General features: G+C 56.3%; 18 protein-coding genes. All 18 read left to right on the forward strand.

The window, feature by feature from the left end; translation table 11 throughout:
* The first annotated feature begins 31 nt into the window (after positions 1 to 31).
* The 18 genes from R3F50_06930 (at position 32) to R3F50_07015 (ending at position 23,447) form a co-directional block, all read left to right on the forward strand.
* Positions 32 to 1,138 carry a hypothetical protein gene (locus R3F50_06930; GenBank protein MEZ5490038.1) on the forward strand — a complete coding sequence of 369 codons (1,107 nt, stop codon included), beginning with the start codon at positions 32 to 34 and terminating at the stop codon, positions 1,136 to 1,138.
* 56 nt (positions 1,139 to 1,194) lie between these two features.
* A complete protein-coding gene (locus R3F50_06935; GenBank protein ID MEZ5490039.1) occupies positions 1,195 to 2,742 on the forward strand; it encodes a hypothetical protein in 1,548 nt (515 codons plus the stop codon).
* A gap of 4 nt (positions 2,743 to 2,746) precedes the next feature.
* Positions 2,747 to 4,825: a PEGA domain-containing protein gene (locus R3F50_06940; GenBank protein MEZ5490040.1), complete on the forward strand. Its 2,079-nt coding sequence runs from the start codon at positions 2,747 to 2,749 to the stop codon at positions 4,823 to 4,825.
* Between the two features lie 4 nt (positions 4,826 to 4,829).
* Entirely contained in the window at positions 4,830 to 5,099 is a 270-nt protein-coding gene (locus tag R3F50_06945; GenBank protein ID MEZ5490041.1) for a hypothetical protein, read from the forward strand.
* 42 nt (positions 5,100 to 5,141) lie between these two features.
* Entirely contained in the window at positions 5,142 to 5,957 is an 816-nt protein-coding gene (locus R3F50_06950) for a MotA/TolQ/ExbB proton channel family protein (GenBank protein ID MEZ5490042.1), read from the forward strand.
* Entirely contained in the window at positions 5,954 to 7,330 is a 1,377-nt protein-coding gene (locus R3F50_06955; protein MEZ5490043.1) for a hypothetical protein, read from the forward strand. Before R3F50_06950 ends, R3F50_06955 begins: the two co-directional genes overlap by 4 nt.
* Positions 7,317 to 8,417, forward strand: a complete 1,101-nt coding sequence (locus R3F50_06960; GenBank protein ID MEZ5490044.1) for a VWA domain-containing protein — start codon at positions 7,317 to 7,319, stop codon at positions 8,415 to 8,417. The genes R3F50_06955 and R3F50_06960 overlap by 14 nt, the downstream gene beginning before the upstream one ends.
* Positions 8,417 to 9,415 carry a VWA domain-containing protein gene (locus R3F50_06965; protein ID MEZ5490045.1) on the forward strand — a complete coding sequence of 333 codons (999 nt, stop codon included), beginning with the start codon at positions 8,417 to 8,419 and terminating at the stop codon, positions 9,413 to 9,415. The genes R3F50_06960 and R3F50_06965 overlap by 1 nt, the downstream gene beginning before the upstream one ends.
* 432 nt (positions 9,416 to 9,847) lie before the next feature.
* A complete protein-coding gene (locus R3F50_06970; protein MEZ5490046.1) occupies positions 9,848 to 10,468 on the forward strand; it encodes a hypothetical protein in 621 nt (206 codons plus the stop codon).
* Between the two features lie 41 nt (positions 10,469 to 10,509).
* Complete coding sequence (locus R3F50_06975; GenBank protein MEZ5490047.1) at positions 10,510 to 11,190, forward strand: hypothetical protein; 681 nt, start codon at positions 10,510 to 10,512, stop codon at positions 11,188 to 11,190.
* 67 nt (positions 11,191 to 11,257) lie between these two features.
* A complete protein-coding gene (locus R3F50_06980) occupies positions 11,258 to 12,781 on the forward strand; it encodes a M48 family metalloprotease (protein MEZ5490048.1) in 1,524 nt (507 codons plus the stop codon).
* Positions 12,782 to 13,158: 377 nt separating this feature from the next.
* Complete coding sequence (locus R3F50_06985; GenBank protein ID MEZ5490049.1) at positions 13,159 to 14,931, forward strand: GspE/PulE family protein; 1,773 nt, start codon at positions 13,159 to 13,161, stop codon at positions 14,929 to 14,931.
* A 17-nt stretch (positions 14,932 to 14,948) separates the two neighbouring features.
* Positions 14,949 to 17,876: a bifunctional [glutamate--ammonia ligase]-adenylyl-L-tyrosine phosphorylase/[glutamate--ammonia-ligase] adenylyltransferase gene (gene glnE, locus R3F50_06990; GenBank protein MEZ5490050.1), complete on the forward strand. Its 2,928-nt coding sequence runs from the start codon at positions 14,949 to 14,951 to the stop codon at positions 17,874 to 17,876.
* Between the two features lie 21 nt (positions 17,877 to 17,897).
* On the forward strand, positions 17,898 to 18,941 hold the full coding sequence (gene waaF, locus R3F50_06995; GenBank protein MEZ5490051.1) for a lipopolysaccharide heptosyltransferase II: 1,044 nt from the start codon (positions 17,898 to 17,900) through the stop codon (positions 18,939 to 18,941).
* 18 nt (positions 18,942 to 18,959) lie between these two features.
* Complete coding sequence (gene waaC, locus R3F50_07000; GenBank protein ID MEZ5490052.1) at positions 18,960 to 20,027, forward strand: lipopolysaccharide heptosyltransferase I; 1,068 nt, start codon at positions 18,960 to 18,962, stop codon at positions 20,025 to 20,027.
* Positions 20,027 to 21,154 carry a glycosyltransferase family 4 protein gene (locus tag R3F50_07005; GenBank protein MEZ5490053.1) on the forward strand — a complete coding sequence of 376 codons (1,128 nt, stop codon included), beginning with the start codon at positions 20,027 to 20,029 and terminating at the stop codon, positions 21,152 to 21,154. Before waaC ends, R3F50_07005 begins: the two co-directional genes overlap by 1 nt.
* The gene (gene rfaP, locus R3F50_07010) at positions 21,154 to 21,969 is read left to right on the forward strand and encodes a lipopolysaccharide core heptose(I) kinase RfaP (protein MEZ5490054.1); all 816 of its coding nucleotides are present in this window, start codon (positions 21,154 to 21,156) and stop codon (positions 21,967 to 21,969) included. The genes R3F50_07005 and rfaP overlap by 1 nt, the downstream gene beginning before the upstream one ends.
* A gap of 8 nt (positions 21,970 to 21,977) precedes the next feature.
* Positions 21,978 to 23,447 carry a lipopolysaccharide kinase InaA family protein gene (locus R3F50_07015; protein MEZ5490055.1) on the forward strand — a complete coding sequence of 490 codons (1,470 nt, stop codon included), beginning with the start codon at positions 21,978 to 21,980 and terminating at the stop codon, positions 23,445 to 23,447.
* Positions 23,448 to 23,477: the final 30 nt, after the last annotated feature.

The following is a 23,477-nucleotide window of genomic DNA, read 5'->3' on the forward strand; positions in this document are numbered from 1 at the left end:
GCTACTGGTCAACGGGTGTGCTTCACATGTCGTGAAAAGTACCACCTATACGCCCGTGATACAGGATACTGAGTATCAGCCCGAAGACCTGCTGATGGATGTAGGTATCATGGTCCTGGATCCGGGTATCGACGAGATTGAAGATGGCGAGGAAGATACCGTGAACGGCCAGATCCGGGTCGCCGAATCCCGCTACGCGACCTATCTTTTGTCGGATACGCTGCAGCGTTCCGGCAACTGGGGATTGGTGCGGGTCCTTCCCAACGGCAGCAGCCCTTTGGACGTCATGCTGAGTGGCACAATTCTCCAGTCTAATGGCGAGGCCATGAAAATCCGGGTTAATGTCCGCGATTCCAGCGGCCGGGAATGGTATTCCAAGGAATACTACGAGGTAATCAGTCAGTTCAGTTACGATCCGAGCCAGCGCAGCATGGCAGACCCCTTCCAGGTGATCTATAACAACATCGCCAACGACCTGCTGCTTTATCGTAAGGAAAATCTGACCAGTACCCGCATTACCGAGATCCGACAGATTTCCGAGGTATTGTTCGCCCAGCGTTTCGCGCCGGAGGTTTATGACAGTTACCTGGCCCTGGATCGAAACGGCCAGTACCGGCTGAACAGGCTGCCCGCCGAGAACGATCCGACCCTGGCCCGCATACAGGCCATTCGAGAACGGGATTTCATGTTCATCGATACGGTACAGGACTACTACTCTACTTTCAGCCGCCAGATGAGACTGCCCTACGACTCCTGGCGGGAACAGAGTTATTACGAAACCATTACCCTGCGTGAGTTGCAACAGTCAGCCCGGCGGCGTTTTATCGCGGGCACCGCGGCAGTGATAGGCGGTATCGCGGCAGCCAGCAGCGGTACCTATGTGGGTCAGTCCGGAGGAGCCATTGGCGTGGGTGCCGGTGCCTATCTGATTAAAAGCGGTTTCGACAAGCGGGCCGAGGCACAGATTCACGTGGCGGCACTGGAAGAGTTGGGCCAGTCACTGGAAACCGAGGTGGCCCCCAAAGTGATCAATCTGGAGGATCGCACTGTTACGCTGTCAGGCAATGTAGAAGAACAATACGACCAGTGGAAAGAAATTCTGGCGGATATCTATGCTGTTGAAGCGGGATTACAATAACCGGAAGTTTCCTGTCCGCCAGCCCTGTTTGATTAGAGCTCTTCGATTCCTGACTTATGCCAGACAATGATATTGAGAAAATCCAGCCGGTTGAATTTGACGCTGCCAATTCACCCGCACTGACGCCGGCTTCTGCGGCAAAGAAATCCGATCGGCCCTCGCCCTGGGTCTGGTTTGGGCTTGGTATGCTGGCCTTGCTGGCGTTAGTAGTCATTTTTGTCCTGCCCACGCTGGTTACTGAGTATGAGCTTCCCCTCGAGCGCCGGGCAGTAGATGTAGCCTCTGTAGCGCCCGAGCCGGGGCAGGCTCCGGCCCGCGCTTCCAGCAATGCAGTCTCTCCGTTTACCGAGGCCCAGCGCGCAATTCAGCGCAAGGAAGCCCAGGATGTGCTGGCCGAATTACTGGCGGTGCAGGCTGAGCTGGATGCCATCGAGGTAGAAGCCTGGGCCGAGGTTGACTACCAGTCAGCACTGGCAGAGGCACAGGCGGGCGATGACGCCTATCTTGCCCAGGATTTTATCGGTGCCCAGAGCAGCTACCAGGCCGGTCTCAGCGGGTTGCAGGGCCTGCTGCAGAGAGTTCCCACCGTTCTTGAGCAAACTCTTGTGGACGGCGAGGCGGCACTCGGAACCGGTGACTCGGCACGGGCGCTGGAAAAGTTCTCCATCGCTGTAAAACTGGATCCGGAAAACGAGCGGGCGGCAATCGGGCTGGAAAGGGCCGGGAACCTCGATGAGGTGAACGCAATCATCGCCGAAGCCGAGAGTCTGCTCCAGGCCGGCCAGTTGGAAACTGCCCGTGATCGATTCCGGGAAGCAATGGATCTGGATCCACAGAACAGCATGGCCCGGGACGCCTATGGTGCGATCAACCGGCAGATACTGGAAAACCGGTTTGCCAGGGTGATGTCCGAGGGCTTCAGTCTATTGCAGAACCAGCAGCCGGAACGGGCCATCGAAGCCTTTGAGAAGGCGGCGGCACTGGGTATTAATCAGGATCAGGCAGCAGCGGCTATTCAGCAGACCCGGGATGCTGTAGCACTCGTGGAGATCGACCGTCTGCGCAGTCAGGCAGAAGAGGCGCAGAATGCTGAACAGTGGCAGCAGGTGGTTGCCAGGTACGAAGAGGTTCTGGAGATCGACCCCAACCTGGTGTTCGCCCAGCAGGGACTGGATTACGCTGGCAAGCGTCTCAGGCTCGATCAACTGCTGGAGGCGGCTATCGCCAGCCCGGAACGGTTTGCTGATGATCAGGTGTATCAGCAGACTGTTGACGTCTACTACACCGGCCGCAACCTTGAATCACCCGGACCCCGACTGCGGTCACAGCTGGATAGACTGGAAGCGTTGCTGGAAAGCTCTCAGATTCCCGTGACAGTCAATTTTGTATCTGACAATGCCACGCGAGTCACCCTGTTGCGTCATGAGGAGCTTGGTTCATTTGACGCCAGAAGCCTGTCGCTGAAACCCGGCCGCTACGTGGCCATGGGGATCAGAGAGGGGTACCGGGACGTGCGGACGGAATTTGTGGTTGGCTTCGGGCAAACGCCGGAAGCCGTTGTAGTGGTGTGCGAAGAAGAAGTTGTAGCGACCCGAGGTCGTTGATGATATGGCGGGCATTGACGAGAAACGGCAGAACACAATTCCCGAAACCATCGTTCCAATTGATTTCGCTCCCCACGATGGCAGGAAAAAAGCGTTTACTTTCAAACTGGGCTGGGGGCAATTGTTTCTGGTGGCGTTTCTTCTGGTTTCCGCCACAGCCGCGTGGTTCACTCTGACCGCGAAATCGGTTTTTATCGAGATAGAACCGGTTACAGCCGATGTCACAATAGACGGTGGCCTGGCCATTAAGATGGGGCAGCGGTACCTGATTCGCGAAGGCATCTACGACCTCAGCCTCCGGAATGCCGGTTATCAGGATCTCGATACCAAGCTCTTCGTGACTGACGAGCAGTCCCAGACTCATCCCATTGAGATGCGCATACTGCCAGGCCTGGTAGCCGTGGAGTCCCTGAATCTGGCCGGGGCCAGAGTTCAGATTGACGGGGTAGACATAGGTGAGACACCGCTGCTGGATGCCAGGGTGGAGGCGGGTGAACACGAACTGGTCGTGTCCCGGGAGCGCTATCTGCCGCACAGGGAAACCATAACGGTCAACGGACGTTCCCTGCGGGAGCGTTTTGAAGTGCAGCTGGATCCGGCCTGGGCGGTGGTCAGTTTCACCAGCGAACCGGCTGGTGCTGAGGTGCTGGTCGATGGCGAGTCGGTGGGTACCACCCCAATGAATGCAGAATTGCTGCAGGGAGAGCGGGATGTCACCGTCAAACTGGCCGGGCACCAGGCCTGGCAACAGCGACTCTCGATAATCGCCGGGCAGGACACCAGTATTCCCCGGGTGCAGCTCATCCCTGCCGACGGCCTGGTTTTCATTCGCTCCAACCCCAGCGATGCGAGCGTGACTATAGATGGCGTATTCAAGGGGCAGACTCCGCTGGAGGTCGCCCTGCCGCCAGGTGTACAGCATCGAATCACCCTGTTCAAGGCGGGATACCAGGAGGCCAGCCGGTCAATCACAACTGTGCCTGACCAGGAGTCGGCGGTAACCCTGAATCTGCAACCGATAGTCACCAGTGTTCAGATAGCAGCTGTCCCGGAAGACGCCGAGTTGTACGTGAACGGGGAGTTCCGGGGCAGTGCCAATCAGACCATTGAGCTGATGGCTGCCAGTCAGCAGATTGAGATTCGTAAAGCGGGTTATGTTCCCTACACGACGGAGTTCGTCTCACGGCCGGGGCTGGACCAGGCGATCCGGGTCACCCTCAAATCCCTGGAACAGCAGCGCAGAGAGCAGATAAGGCCACAGATCAGCACGGTCGGCGGCCAGACTTTGAAACTGTTCAACCCCGGAGCCTTCACCATGGGTGCGTCCCGTCGGGAACCTGGCCGGCGACCCAACGAAACCCTGCGCGAAGTAATTCTGGAAAAACCGTTCTATTTCGGTCTGCATGAGGTAACCAACGAAGCCTTTCAAAGATTCAAGCCGGATCACACAACCGGTACCTTTCAGGGCCAGCCGCTGGGATTGAATGATCAGCCGGTTGCCAATGTCAGCTGGCAGGATGCTGCCCTGTACTGTAACTGGCTTAGCGAGCAGGAGGGACTGCCGGTCTTCTACGTGGTCGAAGAAGGGGAGGTGGTAGGTTCCAATCCCGATTCAGTGGGCTATCGTTTGCCCACGGAAGCCGAATGGGCCTGGGTCGCACGCACGACAGGCAGTGACGGCGAACTGCGATTCGCCTGGGGAGACAGGCTGCCACCGGTCGGGAGCCCGGGCAATATAGCCGACACCTCGGCCCGTGCCCTGCTGGGAGAAATCGTGATCGAGTATACTGACGGTTACCCCGTGGCCGCTCCCGTCGGGCGTTTTGACGCCAATTATCACGGGGTTTTCGATTTGACCGGTAATGTGGCGGAGTGGGTTCACGATATTTATGGGTCGGTGGGGACCCTGGGTGGGGCGCCCGAGACGGACCCCCTTGGTCCTGAATCCGGCGAATATCACACCATTCGCGGCTCCAGCTGGTCGAATGGCTCGGTTACCGAGCTCCGCCTGTCCTTTCGGGATTTCGGTAATGACCCGCGAGACGATGTCGGGTTCCGGGTTGCCCGGTATCTCGGAGACTGATGGGATGGCACTATATAGAGCATTTGTACTGATCTGTCTGGCGGGATTCTGCGTGCCAGGTTCGCTGATGGCCGCGGAGGCGAATTCCGGGGCCGTTGCCGATAACGGGGCAGAAGCCACGCCCGGTCAGGAGGACAGCGCTTCGACACAGAGTGAATTGAACGAGGAGTCCGATCAGACGGATGAACTGGAGGAAGAGGACAGTCCATCCAGATTTATTCCCACCGAACAGATTTCCCAGGATCTCGGCGTGTCATTTCCCGCCGATATCTGATTACCCGATTGAGCAGGCATAAACTTCGGCAAGGAACACGTTATGAAACAAGGATTACTCTGGGAATTGATCTATCAGGTAGCGGCGCTGATTATCGCCGTAATCCTGGTGCATTCTGTCTACGTGACAGTTATCAGGCCCAACGCCGACCTGATACAGGAACAACAGACATTTCTACAGCAAACGGATGAGAATTATATTCCTGAACGATCAGTCTATGTCATTCTCAAGGACTTCGAGCAGGAAACCTGCATCGTTCTGCTGCTCTGGGCGATCTCCATTATCGGGCTGAAGATTCAGAGAACTCTGCGCGAGCGCAGCCTGTTGGAGCAGTCACTGATCAATGTGGGGGACGGCATGAGTATCCTCCCGGAGGATTCACGCAATTTTGCCAGGCCTGTGCAGGCGCTGCCCGACGTGCAGCGCGACTACCTGCTGCCGAGAGCCCTGCTGGCGGGGCTGCACCGGTTTCAGACTACCCGCAATATTCAGGATGTGGCGACGACTGTGAAAGACGTCTGCGAAACTGAATCGGAGCGGCTGGAAACCGAGCTGACAATCGTGCGTTATATCGCCTGGGCAATCCCGTCTATCGGCTTCCTGGGTACGGTGAGAGGTATCGGACAGGCGCTGGGCCAGGCTTATCAGGCCGTAAGCGGTGATATTGTCGGTGTTACCGTCAGCCTGGGTGTCGCCTTCAACTCTACTTTCGTCGCCCTGGTGGTCAGCATTCTGTTGATGTTTCTGCTCCACCAGTTGCAGTTGCTGCAGGACCGGCTGGTTTTGGATGCCCAGAGTTATTGCAATGAAAACCTGATCCGAAGGTTACAGGTCCCCGGCCAGGATGGTCATGTATGAGCATAAAGGTAGTCGAGCTCAATGACTCAGCGGTATCGGTCAGCGACGAAAGCGGGTTGTTGATACAAAGCCCGGGGTTTGCCCTGGTGGGCGATCGTGGACTGGAAGTCGGCAGAGCAGCTGAGCAGCAGGCACGCCTGCGCCCTACTACCAGCTTCAACAAGTTCTGGCACCAGCTGAGCCTCGAGCCGCTCGGCTATTCACTGGGCAATATCCGACACTTCGCCGATCTGGCGTACGCCCATCTGTTGCACGTCGCTGAGGAAGCCGCACTCGACGGTGATGTAATCTTCGCCGTGCCGGGTAATTTTACCAGTCAGCAACTGGCTATACTGCTTGGGCTTGCGCGACAGTGCCCCTTTAATCCGGTTGGTGTAGTGGACGCGGCGCTGGCCAGCACCGTCAACCTGGTCAACAGGCCGACCCTGATATTCGCTGATATTCAGCTTCACCAGGCGCTATTGACCCGGTTCTCCCTGGTTGATGGCCAGCTGCAGCGGGATTCGGTAGTGCAGATCCCGGAAGCCGGCCTGCAGAATTTTTACAACCTTATCATGCAGCTTGCTACCGGACTGTTCATTCAACAGTGCCGCTTCAATCCCCAACATGACGCCTTCTCAGAACAACAGTTGTACAACGCGATCCCCGGCTGGCTCAGCAAATTTGGCGAGAATCGCAGCAGTCTGCTGATGGAGATCAAGACCAGCAGTGCCGTACACCAGGCAAAACTGCCCTGGGAAACCCTGTTGCAGAAGCTTGCGGAGTTTTACCAGCGCATCAATCAGCAGATAGCCGGCATAAACACCGGGCCGGACACCCAGCTGGTGGTTTCATCGACTCTGGCAGGCCTGCCGGATTTTGTCAGCTCGCTTCCGGAACAGGGGAAATTGAAGATTGCCCGGCCGGAAACGCTGGGTAAGACCTGTATCGAGTTTGCACAATATATCCACAGCGTGGATGAAGGATTTCAGTTCGTCACCCGTCTGCCGGTTTCCGCGCCATTGAGTCTCAGCGAGGCTGCCGGGCCTGACGCGTCCCCCGTGGACCCGATTGGCGATGCGCCCACCCACGTACTTTTTGACAGCTACGCCCTGCCGTTGGGAAAGATCACGATTAACAACGAGGCACAGGGTAACGGTCCTGGTCGGGTAAACGGCAAGACGATTCAGCTGGCGATGAACGGACTGCCCGCCTACCTGGGTCAGATAGAGAGAGATGGCGCGCAGGTCAGCCTGGTCTGTGGAGAGGCCGGTGCGCTGGTCAATGGTAAGAGAATTTCAGGCAAGCAGCCCCTGGCGCTGGGTGATCTGGTTCAGTTTGGCGAAAATAGTGAAACGATACGCTTGATCAGAGTAAGGGATGGCATCAAATAAACAGAAGCGCAGGGCTTTCAACCCCCTCAGTCTGGCTTTTCTGGACGTGATGTCCTGTGGCTTTGGGGCGGTAGTTCTGCTTTTTCTGATTCTGGATCATGCCGCCCAGGTAGAGGCCGTGGAGGGTGATTCCGGTCTTACGGCTGAAATAGACCTGTTGGAGCGGGAGGTTCTCGAGGGGCAGGACGGTCTGGTCGAAATCCGCAATACCCTGGATGATGTCAGCCTGGAAGTGGTGAGGGCTGAGGGTCTGGCGCGCCAGATTCAGAATCAGATCGACGACTTCATGCAGGAACTGGCGGCCCTGGAAAACAACAGCCTGGCCCGGGTGGAAAGCGTCGAGCAGTTGCGTGCCGATGTGCGCGCTCTGGAAGAGGAGCTGCAGCGGCTCCAGGCCAGCGCCCTTGAACAGGAGGGTAACAGCGCGCGCCAGTTTCTCGGCGACGGGGATCGCCAGTATCTGTCCGGCCTGTATCTTGGCGGCAACAGAATTCTGATCCTGGTCGACCGCTCTGCCAGTATGCTGGATGAAACCCTGGTGAACATCATCAGAACCCGCAACATGTCCGAGGAGGCCAAGCGCAATGCCCCAAAATGGCAGCGTGTGGTCAAGACGGTAGACTGGATCAGCAGTCAGCTGCCTATCACCAGCCGCTATCAGATCTACAGCTTCAGTGATGAAACCTCGGCGGCCCTGGCAGGTACCGAAGGTCAGTGGCTGGAAGTCGCAGACCGTGAACAGTTGAATGAAGCCATCGATGGCGTGAAAAATACTGTGCCGGACGCGGGCACCAATCTGGCCCAGGTATTCCAGGCCGTTGCCGGGATGAATCCGCCGCCGGACAATATATTCCTGATCACCGACGGTTTGCCCACGCTGGGCAATGGTCGCAATACCGACGCCCTGGTCACGCCCCGGCGCCGGCTGCAACTTTTTGAAGACGCCGTGGATGAGCTGCCGAACGGGATACCGGTCAATATTGTCCTGCTTCCCCTCGAGGGCGACCCCTCAGCGGCGGCTTCGTACTGGCAACTGGCCCAGTACACCAGAGGATCCTTTTTGTCGCCTTCGAAGGATTGGCCCTGATGAGAAAAAATCGCGAGACGGATTCGTTCAGTGTTTCGTTTCTTGACGTCATGTCCTGCGGCTTTGGCGCCATCATTCTGTTGCTGATGATCACCAAGAGTGCCACACCGGTGGTGATTGAATTCACCGACGTGAATCCGGAAGGGTCCGTCAATGAATTGCGGGAACAGCTGTTCGCCATCCGCGGAGAGACCACTGTGCTGAACAGGGAACTCAACGCCAAGCGGGAACAGCTGTCAGCCTATCGGGAACGGGTCGCCAGGCTACGCCGGGAGCTGACCGATATTCAGGGCGCATTCCAGACTTCTTCACAACTGGCAGAGGAATCCAGTGAGGAAATCGGTCAGTTGTCCATTGCCAGGCAGAGCCTTACCGCTGAAATGGAGCGGCTGCTGGGGCAGAGTTTCAGTCGGGAAAATAATGTAATCGGTGGTATTCCGGTGGACAGCGAATACATTATTTTCGTGATCGATACGTCGGGCAGTATGTACGAGTCCAGCTGGAACCGGATGCTGGAGGTGATCGGCGACACCCTCGATGTGTACCCCAATGTGCAAGGCATTCAGGTAATGAACGACATGGGCGATTACATGTTCGATTCCTATCGGGGTCAGTGGATACCTGACACGCCCAGCCGGCGTAACCTGATTATTTCCACGCTGCGGAGCTGGAATCCCTACAGTAACAGCAGCCCCGTTGAGGGAGTGACGCGGGCCATCAACAGCTTCTATTCACCTGACAAGAAGATAAGCATTTACGTGCTCGGTGATGATTTCCAGCCAGGCGGGTCTATTACCGAAGTACTGCGAACAATCGACCGCATCAATGTCGCGGATGCTGACGGGAACCGGCGGGTTCGGATTCACGGGATCGGTTTTCCGAACATTTTTCAGCTTGATGCCCGATTCCAGCAAAGTGTATACCGGTTTTCCAATCTGATGCGGGAACTCACCCAGCGAAATGGGGGAACTTTCGTGGGCCTGAACGATTTTCGCTGACAGAATCGATAAACCGGTATTAAATCTGCTTCGAAAGTGATTCAGAAACTTCAAGGACAGGGGTAAAGTGGGCAGGTGAGGGCCCTATAGCAGCTAAGGGATAATCCTGCCGGCAGATTTCGGCGTATACCAGGCAAATGGCAGGATACAAGATTCCGCGCGGAACAGGGGAAGGAGCCGTCCGCCGCCGATGAGACAACCTGGCACCGGTTCGCCCCTTAAGCAACGGCCAGTGAACAGGCTGTCCTGCAGGAAAGCGTGGTGCAGTCCCGGGCTGGACACAGGTTGCCAGGGTTGTAACGGATGTCAGGGTAAGTCACGGTGGTCGTGCAGGATAGTTAAGAATAATCGGTCTGACGGCTTATACAGCTTAAACAGAGAGCCAACCGGTTTAACGGTCAACACATTTCAGCAACCAAAGTAGTGAGCGATATGGCGGCATTGAATTACCGAAAACGTATTACAGGCATGATCCTGACGGCCGTGCTCGGTCTGCTTGCCGGTTGCGGTGCCAGTACTGTTACTATCTCCGGTAATTATCCAACGCCAACAGTATCGAAAATTCCTCTTAAAGTAGCGGTCTACTACGATGACTCGTTGCGAAATTTTGTCTATACGGAGTACACGGAGCAGGGGCAGGAAGAATATAACATCGAGAGCGGTCAATCTCATGTCGACCTGTTTAATGCCATTTTGCCAGGCATGTTCGAGGAAGTGGTGCTGATCAACTCGCTGGATCAGGCCAGGGACCTGGCCGTGGATGCGGTCTTTGAACCGGCGATCGAGGACTTTCAGCTTGCCCTGCCGTACAAAACCAAGCTGGATGTCTACGAGGTGTGGATTAAGTACAACATGCGCCTCACGACTCCCGACGGAGAATATATTGCGGACTGGGTGGAGACATCCTACGGCAAGACCACGATAGAAACGTTTCGCTCCAACGAGGCGTCTATCAACGAGGCAGCGGTCATCGCCTTACGGGACCTGGCTTCCAGTTTTACACTGAAGTTTGCCAGGGTTCCGGAAATCAGAGACTGGCTGGCGAGTCTCTAGTGAATTGAATAGTAGGTCTGAACAGAGTTTTGAGGATGACAATGAATAAGTCTGGTGAATACACGAAACACTTGCGCAGTCTGTCTGTATTCTGGGCCCTGGGGCTGATACTTGCCAATTGCACCAGCACGACGGTCGACGAGTTCAGGCAGGGTGAAACTGGCATCGAAAGTCATGAGTCCATTGTAATTCTGGGGCGCAGGCAGGCCAGTGATTATGAAACCCGCGCCGACTTTGTGGATTGTGTGGGTGACGAGGTGAACCGCGGTTCGAACAGCATTAACGTGGTTCCTGAGAAGGAATTCGTTGATGCCTTGTTTCCGTGGTTCGAACCGCGCACTGCGCCGCTGCGGACTCAGGATCTGGAGCGTCTGATGTCCGAGGAGATTGTCGCGGATAAGATAGATGAGTTCGGTATTCGCTATATTGTCTGGGTAGACGGGTTCACGGAGACAACCGGTCGTTCAGGTTCGATCTCCTGTGCCATAGGTCCGGGCGGCGGCGGTTGCTTCGGGTTCGGCTCCTGGGAAGACGACTCCGAATTCGACGCACGCATCTGGGACGTGGATGCCCTGACGTCAGTCGGCACTATCAGCACAGATGCCACCGGCCAGTCCTACCTGCCGGCGGTGGTTATTCCGATTCCCCTGCTGGCCAGGGTAGAGGCCAATGCCTGCAGTCGGCTGGCGGACCAGCTGAAGACTTTTGTTAACGGCGGCTGAGGCTGAGAAGGTTTTGAGAAAGTCCATTGATAGCAGGCCCTGGTAAAGACATCCGGTCTCCCAAGATATGATGAGCACTCTTACACCTACTGCACTTTATTACTTCATCAGGCTATGGGCCGCTCACCGCCCGCGATACCTGGTCATGGCATTGTCGCTGCTGGTGATAGCGCTGTCGGTCGGGTCCTGCGCGGTCAATCCGGCTACCGGCCAGCCCAACCTGGTGCTCATGTCGGAGAATCGGGAGATAGAAATTGGCGAGGAGGAACACGAGAAAGTTCTTGCCAGTATGCCGGTTTACGACGACGAGGAACTGCTCGCTTATGTCACCGAGATCGGTAATCGCGTGGTGCAGGCCAGCGATCGGCCGGACCTGCCCTTTACATTCACCCTGATTGACAGCCCGGAGATCAACGCCTTCGCCTTGCCGGGAGGTTTTGTCTATGTGAACCGTGGTCTGATCACCTTTACCAACTCAGAGGCTGAACTGGCCGCGGTTATCGCCCACGAGATTGCGCACATTGCCGCCCGCCACGCGGTACAGCAACAGGCCCGAGCCGGTCTGGCGAATGTGGCATCGACGGTGGGGGGAGTTGTTACGGCAGTGGCTACCCGCAGCGGCTACATCGGGTCACAGGTCAGCCAGGTCGCCTCCATCTGGGCGCAGACCGGGCTGAGTGGCTACGGACGCGAGGCGGAGCTGGAAGCCGACCGCCTGGGTGCCGAGTACCTGTTTCGGGCGGGCTACGATCCGGCCGCCATGATCGAGGTTATAACGGTACTGAAAAACCAGGAGGACTTCCGGCGGCGTGTGACCGGTCAGGGAGGGGGCTACCACGGTTTGTTCGCAACCCATCCGCGTAACGACACCCGCTTGCAACAGGCTATTGCCAGCGTAGGCCAGCTGGACAGCAGCCGGGTTCTGGCGGTTGATGAGGCAGCGTTCCGCGCTAGAATAGACGGCCTGGTAGTGGGGGAAAGCAACGCCTCCCAGACCCGGGATGACCGCAATCGCTACTATCAGAACCTGCTGGGGTACACGATGGTGTTTCCACCCGAGTGGCAGGTACAGGAGACTCCCACCACGGTCACGGCTACGGGCCCGGAACTGGATTCCCTGCACGTGGAAGTGCAACGGATCACGGAGAATATCCAGCCCCGGGTATTTATTCGCGAAAAACTCGGCATTGTGAACCTGCAGAAGTCTGAGGACCTCAACCAGTACCGTCTGATCGGTCACACCGGTGTGGTCGAGTCTGCGGCGGGCGGTTCCGAGCGGATAGCGGTTATCTACATGGGGCCGCGGGCCTATATTTTTCGTGGCAAGGTAAGCAGCGCTGATTTTCCCGAAGAAGTTGACAGCATGCTGCTCTCTTCGATACGAACTTTCCGGGCGATCCAGCGTAATGAGATGGTGCCGGGCAATGAGCTGAAGATCAGATACTACCAGGTCAGCGAGTACTTTGACTTCGCCACCGTAGCCCGGAACAGCAAACTCGCTGAATATCCGGAGGAAACTCTTCGCCTGCTTAACGGCTACTACCCCACCGGCACGCCGGAGGCTGGAGAATGGGTCAAGCTGGTGGAGTGAACTCCCTGGTCAGCACTACTCCGGGCTGATCAGTTCCGCCAGCGCACGCCAAAGCCTGTGGGCCTGCCCCGGGGAGACGAATTCGCCCGGGTAGCACAATCCCTCCACACCACAATCTCTGCACACAAGGGTGCGCTGGTTCAAAGATAAGATGCTCTGTCAGCCAACCTTCTTTATTCGCCTCCCTGCCGCAGATACACTTCTATCAGGGCCTGCTCAGACTAAAATCAAATAATGTGAACACGCCTTGGAGCAGCAATTCTTCTGCTGCGACTGTCAGGCGCTTCACGGACAGGTCACAGGTTCGTGGCAGCTGCCGACAACTTTAGCAAGTATCTAACAGCTGGATTTTACACATGGGTAATCCGCAAACCGTCATGTCAGGACTGGATCAGCGCAAACAGCAGCAGGTCCAGCTCCAGCCGTTTCTTCAGGGCCTGCTGAACACGGGGCGTATCAACCAGGAAGACTACGACATTGCCCTGAAAAGCTACCGCTCTGCCAGCCGGGGTAGCCATGTTCTGCAGCATCTGGCCGGTCTGAATCTGGTTGATCGCCTGGCGCCGGATAAGAATCTGGACCTGGAAACACTGACCATGGTGTTAAGCCAGCAAAGCGGCCAGAGTTATTACCGTATCGACCCCCTGAAAATCGATGTTGCAAGCATTACCGACATCATGTCGTACGCGTTTACCCAGCGTCACGGCATCCTGGCTGTGGAAGTCACGCCAGTGGAGATTACCGTGGCCAGCGCGGAGCCTTATATCGACAGCTGGGAAGTGGACCTGGCCCATACTACCCAAAGAAAGATCAGTCGGGTTGTCTCCAGCCCTACAGAGATCAAAAAGTTCACCACCGAATTCTATAGCCTGGCCAACTCCATTAATCGTGCCAGTGAGGGTGCGACAGAGAGGAAAGGTGTCGGTAATCTGGAGCAGATGCTGGAGCTCGGCAATATCAAGGAGCCGGAGGCCAATGATCAGCACATAGTCAACGTGGTCGACTGGCTGTTGCAATACGCCTTCGAGCAACGAGCCAGTGATATCCACATTGAGCCGCGGCGGGACAAAGGCAACATCCGCTTTCGGATTGACGGTGTGCTCTACACGGTCTATTCATTGCCCATGCAGGTTATGAGTGCGGTTACCAGTCGTCTCAAGATTCTGGGGCGCATGAATGTTGCCGAGAAGCGCAAGCCCCAGGACGGACGCATAAAGACCAAGAGCCCGGCTGGACGGGAAGTCGAACTGCGCTTATCCACGTTACCCACTGCGTTTGGTGAGAAACTGGTGATGCGTATTTTCGATCCGGAAGTCCTGCTCAAACCATTTGAAAAACTGGGGTTGGTCAACGAGGATCTTACGCGCTGGAAACATATAACCGGTAATAACCACGGGATTGTGATCATAACCGGCCCGACAGGTAGCGGTAAGACCACCACCCTTTATTCAACGTTGAAGTCGCTCGCCACGGATGAAGTGAATGTCTGCACCATCGAAGACCCGATCGAGATGGTAGAGCCGGTCTTCAACCAGATGCAGGTTCAGGAGAACATCGACCTGGGTTTTGCCGACGGTGTCAGGGCACTGCTGCGACAGGATCCTGACATCATCATGATCGGCGAAGTCCGTGACCTGGAAACGGCCGATATGGCCATACAGGCGGCACTGACCGGCCACCTGGTATTCACTACCCTGCATACAAACGATGCCCCCTCGGCAATCACCCGACTGCTGGAACTCGGAGTGCCGTCTTATCTTATCAAGGCGACAGTTATTGGAGTTATGGCTCAGCGACTGGTGCGGGTATTGTGCCCCTATTGCAAGAAACCGTCCGAACCGGACGAATCGGCCTGGAACCTGATGACGGCCCCCTGGAAGGTGAAGGCGCCGGCCAACGCGGCCAGCGCAGAGGGTTGTCTCGAGTGTCGGGAAACCGGCTTTCTCGGGCGCGAAGGTATCTACGAAGTCATGCCATTCAGTGAAAGCCTGCAGGCTCTATCGGATGATAAATCCTCACTGGTACAGTTACGCAAACAGGCCTACAAAGAAGGCATGCGAAGTCTGCGTCTGGCCGGGGCATTGAAAGTTGCCGCGGGTAAAACCACTATCAGCGAAGTACTGCGTGTCACACCTGAGTACCAGAAATAAATTGGCGGGTCACTAACGTGCAGGGTGCTGATTTCATCCCGGAAAATTTACAGGGTACTGTAGCCGGTTACTGGAAACGGCTCCAGGAACATGCCGACTATGCCGGGCAGCTCGAAGAATTACTGACCCAGGACCTGGACTTCCGTCAGGAACTGTTTCGTGTCTGGTGTGCCAGTGATTTCATTGCTGGCATCACGCTGGCCCGGCCCCTGTTGCTGCTGGAAGTAGCCGCTCAAAGAAGGCAGGCCAGCACCGACTATGAAACGCGGCTGCGCTCTGTACTGGATTCGCTTCGCGATCTCGGTTACCAGAATGGCGCCGAACAGTTGAAGAGCCGCCTGCGCCACTTTCATCGGGGCGAATACCTGCTTGTGCTGTGGAGGGACCTCTGCGGGCTGGTGGATGTTCATGAAGTCTGTCGCCAGATGTCGGAGCTGGCAGATGCCGCCCTGCAGGCAAGCCTGGAAATTCTGCAGCACTGGGCACACCGCGAGTGGGGTGAGCCCGTTTCCAAGGGTAAAAAGCAGCAGCTGGTGATACTCGGCATGGGCAAGCTGGGAGCCCATGAGCTGAACGTCTCGTCGGATATTGACCTGATATTCTGTTTCCCCGGGGCCGGCCAGGTCGATACCAGCCAGACCGATGGTCGGGAACTGACCAACCAGCAGTTTTTCACCAGGCTCGGACAGCGCCTGATCGATACTATCGATACCACTACCGCCGATGGCTTCGTGTTCCGAGTCGATATGCGTCTTCGACCCTATGGCAGCGAGGGGGCCCTGGCGGCCAGTTTCGATGCCATGGAAGACTACTACCAAAGCCTGGGTCGGGACTGGGAACGCTACGCATTGATCAAGGCCCGAGTTGTAGCGGGCGACAAGCCGGCCGGGAAAGAGCTGCTGGAACGTCTTAAACCTTTTGTCTACCGCCGGTATCTGGATTTCGCCATGTTCGAATCCCTGCGCAGCATGAAATCACAGATCAACAAGCAGGCCCGTCGCGGCAAGCTGGCCGGCGATATCAAGCTGGGGCCGGGGGGAATACGTGAAGTGGAATTCACCGCCCAGGCTCTGCAACTGGTTTACGGTGGTCGCGACAAATCGCTGCGCTATCCGGCGCTGGTACGCACCCTGGAAAACCTGGTAGCCGGCGGCTACCTGCCCGCCGACGTGGCGGATGAGCTGAAGTCAGCATACCGGTATCTGCGTAATCTTGAACACAAACTGCAGGCTTTTGCGAATCAGCAGACCCAGAGCCTGCCAACCGGCGAGCAACAGCAGCAGCGTATTGCTTTCGCGATGGGGCACGCTGACTGGGCTGCCCTGCTCGAAGCCCTGGAGCAGAATCGTCAGATTGTCAGCAACCATTTCAGAGACGTACTGGGTACGGATGAAGAGGTCGAAAAGACCAGGCACCAGGGCGACGACTGGGCACCCTTGTGGCGGCAGGAGCTTTCGGAGCAGGATGCGGTTGCCATGCTGGGAGCGGGCGGGTTTGAAGACCCTCAGGGCAGTCAGAATGTAATCCTGCAATTTCGCCGGGAAAAGAAATTCCTTACCCTGCCGGCAGAAAGCCGCGAGCGGCTCAATGTTTTCATGCCGGTACTGCTGGATGCCGTGGCCAAAACGAAAGCGCCTTCCCTGTGCCTGGCCAGGGTGATGGCCTTGATAGAGGCGGTCAGCCGTCGGACAGCCTATCTGATTCTGCTACTGGAGAATCCCCAGGCGCTGGAACAGATGGTACAATACTGCGCTGCCAGTCCTTTGATTGCAGACTATTTGAGCAGGTATCCAATACTGCTGGACGAATTGCTCAATGTGCTTGATGCGCCGCCGGAGAAGCATCGCCTGGCTGAAGAGTTGAGGGTGCAGCTTCTCAGGGTCGATGAGAACAACTTCGAAGAAGAATTGGACAGCCTCCGCTACTTCAAGCAGTCTCACCATCTGCAGGTCGCTGCGGCGGAAGTGTCGGGCAAGATGCACCTGATGAAAGTCAGCGACTATCTCACCTATATCGCAGAGGTCATTCTGGATGCTGTGCTATATCTGTCCTGGCAGTTTATGGTCGACAAACACGGTTTTCCTGTGCATACCGACGGCAGATACGGTGAGCCAAATTTTGGAATTATAGGTTACGGAAAGCTGGGGGGGCTCGAATTAAGCTACAGCTCTGATCTGGATCTGGTTTTCCTGCACCAGGCGGACCTTGACGAAGAGACTGTGGTCAGTGAAGGACAGGTGCCGCTCAACAGCCGGGCGTTCTATATCAAGCTTGCCCAAAGAATAATTTTACTGCTGGGCACCCCTACCATGTCAGGGAAACTCTATGAAGCTGACATGCGTCTGCGTCCATCGGGTGAATCCGGATTACTGGTAAGCTCTGTAGAATCCTTTCGTGACTATCAGAAAACCAGGGCCTGGACCTGGGAGCACCAGGCGTTGGTGCGGGCTCGGGGAGTAGCAGGAGCTCCAGGTCTGCTGGAAAAGTTTGCTGAGGTTCGCGCCGAAATTTTGTCCGCCCCACGGGATAAGGATGAACTTGCCGGCGAAGTCGTATCCATGCGCAATAGAATGCGCAAGGAGCTGAAGGCCAGTTCAACCAGTGAACTGGACCAGCTGGCTTTTCGTATCAAGCAGGGGCAGGGCGGGATCGTTGATATAGAATTTCTGGTTCAATACCTGGTGCTGGCCTATGCCGGAGAATTCCCGCAACTACTCACCTATACGGATAACTATCGTATTCTCGAGGCGGCTCGAGAGTGTCAATTGCTGGAAGAAGGGGAGATGAATACCTTGATCAGCGCCTATCTGGACCTTCGGGCTGCCTCCCATCAGATCGCTCTGCAGCAGCCAAAGGATCTGCAATCAGCCAGCGTCCTCGAGCTGCACCAGGCAGAAGTCACTGCCATCTGGGAACGGATTTTCGAATCCGCTTGCTTCCAATGAGTCCCTGGCCGATGACCTGCAATGCCGGCTCCCGGTAATATACCTGCCGATCGCGTTCTGGTGGCGGGGCCGTCCTGGATAGGGGATATGGTGATGGCCCAGTCTCTGCTGCGTTTGCTGCGAGACCGCCATCCGGAATGCCATATCGCGGTCCTGGCGCCCGCCTGGTCCCGGCCGCTGCTAGCACGTATGCCCGAAGTGAACGAAACCATCGATTCGCCTTTCGCTCATGGTGAGATCAGCCTGCGGGCAAGATACCGGCTGGGTAGAGAATTGGCAGGCCGGTTCGACCAGGCGATCGTGCTGCCCAACTCATTCAAGTCGGCACTGATCCCACGATTTGCGGGGATCGCCCGCCGGACTGGCTGGCGGGGTGAGTTTCGTAATGCATTGCTTTCCGACTGTCGAAAGCTGCATACCGACAGGTATCCGTTAATGGTTCAGCGCTTCGTGGCGCTGGGTGTCGGCCCCGGGGAGCCCTTACCAGGCTACCGCCGCCCGTGCCTGGAGACAGATCCGGAGCAGGCCCGCGCTGCCGCGCAGGCCCTGGGCCTGGCAGCGGACGGGAAAATCCTCGCCCTGTGTCCCGGGGCAGAATTCGGAGACGCCAAACAGTGGCCTTTGGAGCATTATGCAAAGCTTTGCGAACTGGCGGTGGCCGACGGGTGGCAGAGCTGGGTTCTTGGCTCACCGAAGGATCGTGATGCCGCCCGGGAGCTACTCGCTCGGGTATCATCGGTTGCCCGGCCCCATTGCCATGACCTGACCGGCAAGACCAATCTCGGTCAGGCAATCGACCTGCTATCACTGGCGAGCGCCACGATTACCAATGATTCCGGCCTGATGCACATCGGAGCGGCGGTTGGCAGCCCACTGATCGCATTATATGGCTCTACTTCACCAGACTTTACACCTCCGTTGGCAGACAGGGTAAAATCATTGTTCACTGATATTGCCTGTCGGCCATGCTTCCAACGAAGTTGTCCGCTGGGCCATAAGCGATGTCTCACTGAAATCACGCCTGAGCGTGTATATGGCAGTCTTCTGGAGCTGCTGTTGCCTTGAGAGTCCGGAGTCAACGATTTGCGCGTTCTGATAGTCAAAGTATCCTCTCTGGGCGATATTATCCACACCCTTCCCGCTGTCACTGATGCCAGTCGCGCCAACCGTAATCTGACTTTTGACTGGGTTGTGGAGGAGGCCTTCACCGAAGTCCCCGCCTGGCATCCTGCGGTTGAGACCGTCATACCGGTAGGCATCAGGCGCTGGCGAGGTCACTGGTTCAAAAGTTATTTCGGCGGGGAAATCGCGGAATTCCGTAAAAATCTGCAGAAAGTCCACTACGACCTGGTGATTGATGCCCAGGGCCTTATCAAGAGCGGAATTGTAAGCCGTATGTCGAAGGGCATAACCGTCGGCCTGAGCAACAGGACGATCAGGGAGCCGATGGCCACTCTTTTCTACAACAAAGTGTATTCCGTGCCGTGGACCGAACACGCCGTGGAGCGCGTGAGAGAACTGTTTTCCCGGGCCCTGCAGTACAAGTATGATCCCGGGCAGGTGGATTATGGCATCGATTATCAGAGAATCGGTCTGTCGGGACAGGAACCCAGGAAGAAACAGCTGGTTTTTCTTCACGGTACGACCTGGAAAACTAAAAACTGGCCCGACAATTACTGGCGTGAACTGGCCGGTATGGCGACCTCGGCGGGTTACCGAGTACTGCTGCCCTGGGGCAATGACTCGGAGAAACAACGCGCCGAACTGATCGCCAAAGGTGATAATCAGATTGAAATCCTGCCAAGGCAGTCTCTCACCGGCCTGGCCTGTCATATTGCCGTATCGGCGGGAGTAATCGCCGTGGATACCGGGCTGGGCCACCTGGCGGCGGCCTTGTCGATACCCACTCTTTCCCTGTACGGTCCCACTGATCCGGGGCTTTCCGGCACCTATGGCGACAACCAGTATCACCTGAAATCAAACCTCAATTGTGCGCCCTGTGTAAAACGGGAATGCACTTATACAGGGCCAGGTGTCACAGATAATTACCTGGGTAGCTCGTTTCTGGTTTTTCCGCCCTGCTTTTCAACTCTCAGACCGGAAACGGTCTGGCATAAATTCAGTAAATTGATTGCTGAACCGGTTTCCTGATGAAATTTGGCTTCCTCATTTATTCGTACTTCCCCTATGGAGGCCAGCAGCGGGATTTTCACCGGATTATGAAGGAGTGTGTCAGCAGGGGACACCAGGTCGTTGTCTACACCTTAAAGTGGCAGGGGGAAACTCCCTCTGATGTGGACCTGCGGTTCGTAGAGGTCGCCGCCCGCTCTCGCTTGAAGCTCTACCAACGCTTTACCGACCGGGTCCTCGAGCAATTGCAGAAAGAACCCTGTGATCTGGTTGTGGGGTTCAATAAAATGCCCGGGCTCGATGTGTACTTTGCCGCCGATCCCTGTTTTGCCGACAAGGCGGAAAACCAGCGGGGTGGGTACTATCGCTATACACCGCGCTTTCGTCATTTCATGGACTACGAGCGGTCGGTGTTCGGCGCACAGAGCAAGACTCAGGTCTTGTTGCTTTCGCGATTACAGCAGCGGGGCTTTGAAAAGTATTACCCAGGCTGCGGTCCGCGGCTGCACTTGATCCCGCCCGGTATTGATCCAGACCGTAAACTGACCGATGCATCGTCTCTGATCCGTCGCCAGTTTCGCAGTGAATTTCGGCTTAGTAACGATGATTTGCTGGTTATACAGATCGGCTCTGGTTTCAGGGTCAAAGGCGTTGACCGGTCGCTGCACGCGATCGCTTCGCTGCCGGAGCAGCTTCTCAAAAGGGTAACTTATCTGCTCGTCGGTCAGGACGCACCGGGGCGCTATTTACGCCTGGCAAAACGACTTGGAATTGCCGATCGGGTCAAGGTGCTGCCCGGCCGGGATGATATTCCACGCTTTTTGCTGGGCGCCGATCTGCTGTTGCATCCTGCTTACAGCGAGAGTGCGGGATACGTGTTGCTGGAAGCGACGATTGTCGGCCTGCCGGTACTGACCACCAGCACCTGTGGGTATGCCTGCCACATAGAGAAAGCCGGCTCCGGCCTGGTCTGCAGTGAACCATTCGACCAGCAGGAGTTGAACGATAAGCTGCAGCACATGCTGGTTTCCGAAGACAGGCCGGCCTGGCAGCAGAATGGTATTGCCTACGGGCGCTCCGATGCGCTGTATGCCATGGCCCAGGTAGCTACTGACCACCTGGAAAAATTCGCGCAGGCGAAAAGCTGATGATTCTGTACCTGGATGACGAGCTTGAAAGGATCTGGCAGGAGCAGGATGTCTTTCGATTGCTGGGCGGGATGGAAGGAAAGATTTACCGGCAGGTGAAGGGACGCAGAACGCTGCTGTTCAGGCTGGCAGGAAAGGGCTATTTTCTTAAGTTTCATTCTGGGGTTGGCTGGAAAGAAATAGTCAAGAATCTGATACGCTTTCGATTGCCGGTAATCAGTGCCGAGAATGAATGGCGTGCCGTCCGTCTGCTGCAGGAACGGAATATCGATACGCTGACTGTCGCCGCGTATGGCAAGCGGGGCTGGAACCCGGCCGCCCTGCAGTCCTTCCTTGTAACCAGGGAACTGGAAAACACCATCGACCTGGAAGCCTATTGCGCCGACTGGGAAGAAAACCCGCCTGCGTTTGCAGTTAAAAAAGCGCTGATTGAAAAGGTGGCCGTAATCAGCCGTCGCCTGCACGCAGCCGGTGTCTGCCACCGTGACTACTATCTTTGTCATTTCCATTTGCTGTCCGGTTCTGAACTTTCCTCTGGCGCCTCCGGACCGGTTATCTACCTGATTGACCTGCATCGGGCGCTGTTCGGTAAGAGTCCTGACTCCCGGTGGGTTAAGAAAGACATTGCCGGGTTGTATTTTTCCAGCAAGGATATTGGGCTGACACAGCGAGATCGGTTACGATTTGCCCGTCTTTATAGCGATTCCAGCCTCAGGAATACTCTGGACCAGGATAACGGGTTTTGGAGAGATGTTGTTGCCCGTGGCGAGGCACTTTACACAAAGCTGGGTAACCCGCTTCGAGCCAAGCAATGAGTCCTGAAATGAATGACCAACTTGTCGGTCTTGAACACGATGCAGGTACCCCGCTGACAGTGACGTTGCTTCCCGCTGTGGCGGATACTTCAGCGCCTCCCGAGCCAGTTGAACTGGCTATCAGCAGGATACTGCGATTATTGCCAGGCAAGCGACTGGTGGGGGTTGCCCACTGGCAGAATCGGGCCGTGATTATCAAGCTTTTTTACCACCGGCGACGCTGGTCCCGTCATCTGCAGCGAGAACTGGCCGGCTATGCGTTAACCGAGCAATGCGTCCTGCCGGTTCCCCAGGTGCTGGCCAGTGGTAATCTGGCTGGTCACAAGGGCGGCTACCTGATAAGCGAATATCTGTCCGAGGGCGTCGGGCTGGATTCTCTGGTGGATGAACACGCCATGGATCTTGACACCCATGTCCGGCAGGCCCTTGGCCTGATCGCCCGCTGCCATCAGCAGGGTCTCTGGCAGCAGGATATCCATCTGGGCAATTTTATGGCGCTGGATGGCACCATGTACCTGCTGGACAGTGCCGAGTTCAAATCTGAAAACCCCGGCATGTTGCTTTCAGAAGCGCAACGCCTCTCAAACCTGGCGCTGTTTTTTGCACAGTTCTCTGTGTATCGGGATCCGCGGGTTAGAGTAATGGTGGAAGCCTACAATAGTGAACTGCCCGGGAACGGGGCTATCGCGGACATTACGAACCTGCAGGCATTGATCAGGCAGGCCAGGGAACGACGGCTCGACAAGTACCAATCCAAGCTCTTCCGTGAGACCAGTGCCTTTCATGTGGAGCACCGCAGGGACCGACGTCTGTTGTGTAACCGGAAAATAATGTCCGAAGAATTCCGTGACTTTCTGCAGAATCCCGATTCTTATCTCGAGCAGGGGACTCTGCTCAAAGGCGGAAATACCACAACAGTGGGGCAGGTTGCGGTAGGAGGCACTGACTATGTGCTGAAGCGCTACAATATCAAGAACAGGCTGCATGGATTACGCAGGATGTTGCGCGCCAGCCGCGCTTCCCGTTCCTGGCGCTCGGGGCTGGTGCTGGAGATGCTGGGCGTTACCACCGCCAGGCCTTTGTTGATGCTGGAGAAGCGCCAGGCCTGGTATTTACGCAGAGAGTCCTACATCCTCTATGAGCTGGTAAAGGGGCAAACGGTTCCCGAAGTGCTGGGTTCGGCGGGCCTGAGCCCGCAGGTCAGAGACCGGATTTTTGAGAGCTTCGGGCAGTTTCTGGAAGTCCTGCGTCGATACATGATTTCCCATGGAGACCTCAAAGCCAGCAATTTTATCTATGCAAACGACGAGCTGGTGTTGCTGGATCTCGACGCTACTACCCGCCATTCATTGCGCTTGACGTTCAGGCGGGCTTTCAGAAAAGATCTGGAACGCTTCTTAAAGAATTTTTCGGAGGATTCGGGTCTGCATCACCTGCGTGGTCAGGCCCGCGAACTGGTGAGGTCGCTGAGTGATTAAAACGCGGGCAAAAGTGGCAATGGGAGCAGT

It is taken from the genome of Gammaproteobacteria bacterium, from assembly GCA_041395725.1.
GTDB lineage: Bacteria > Pseudomonadota > Gammaproteobacteria > Pseudomonadales > Pseudohongiellaceae > NORP240.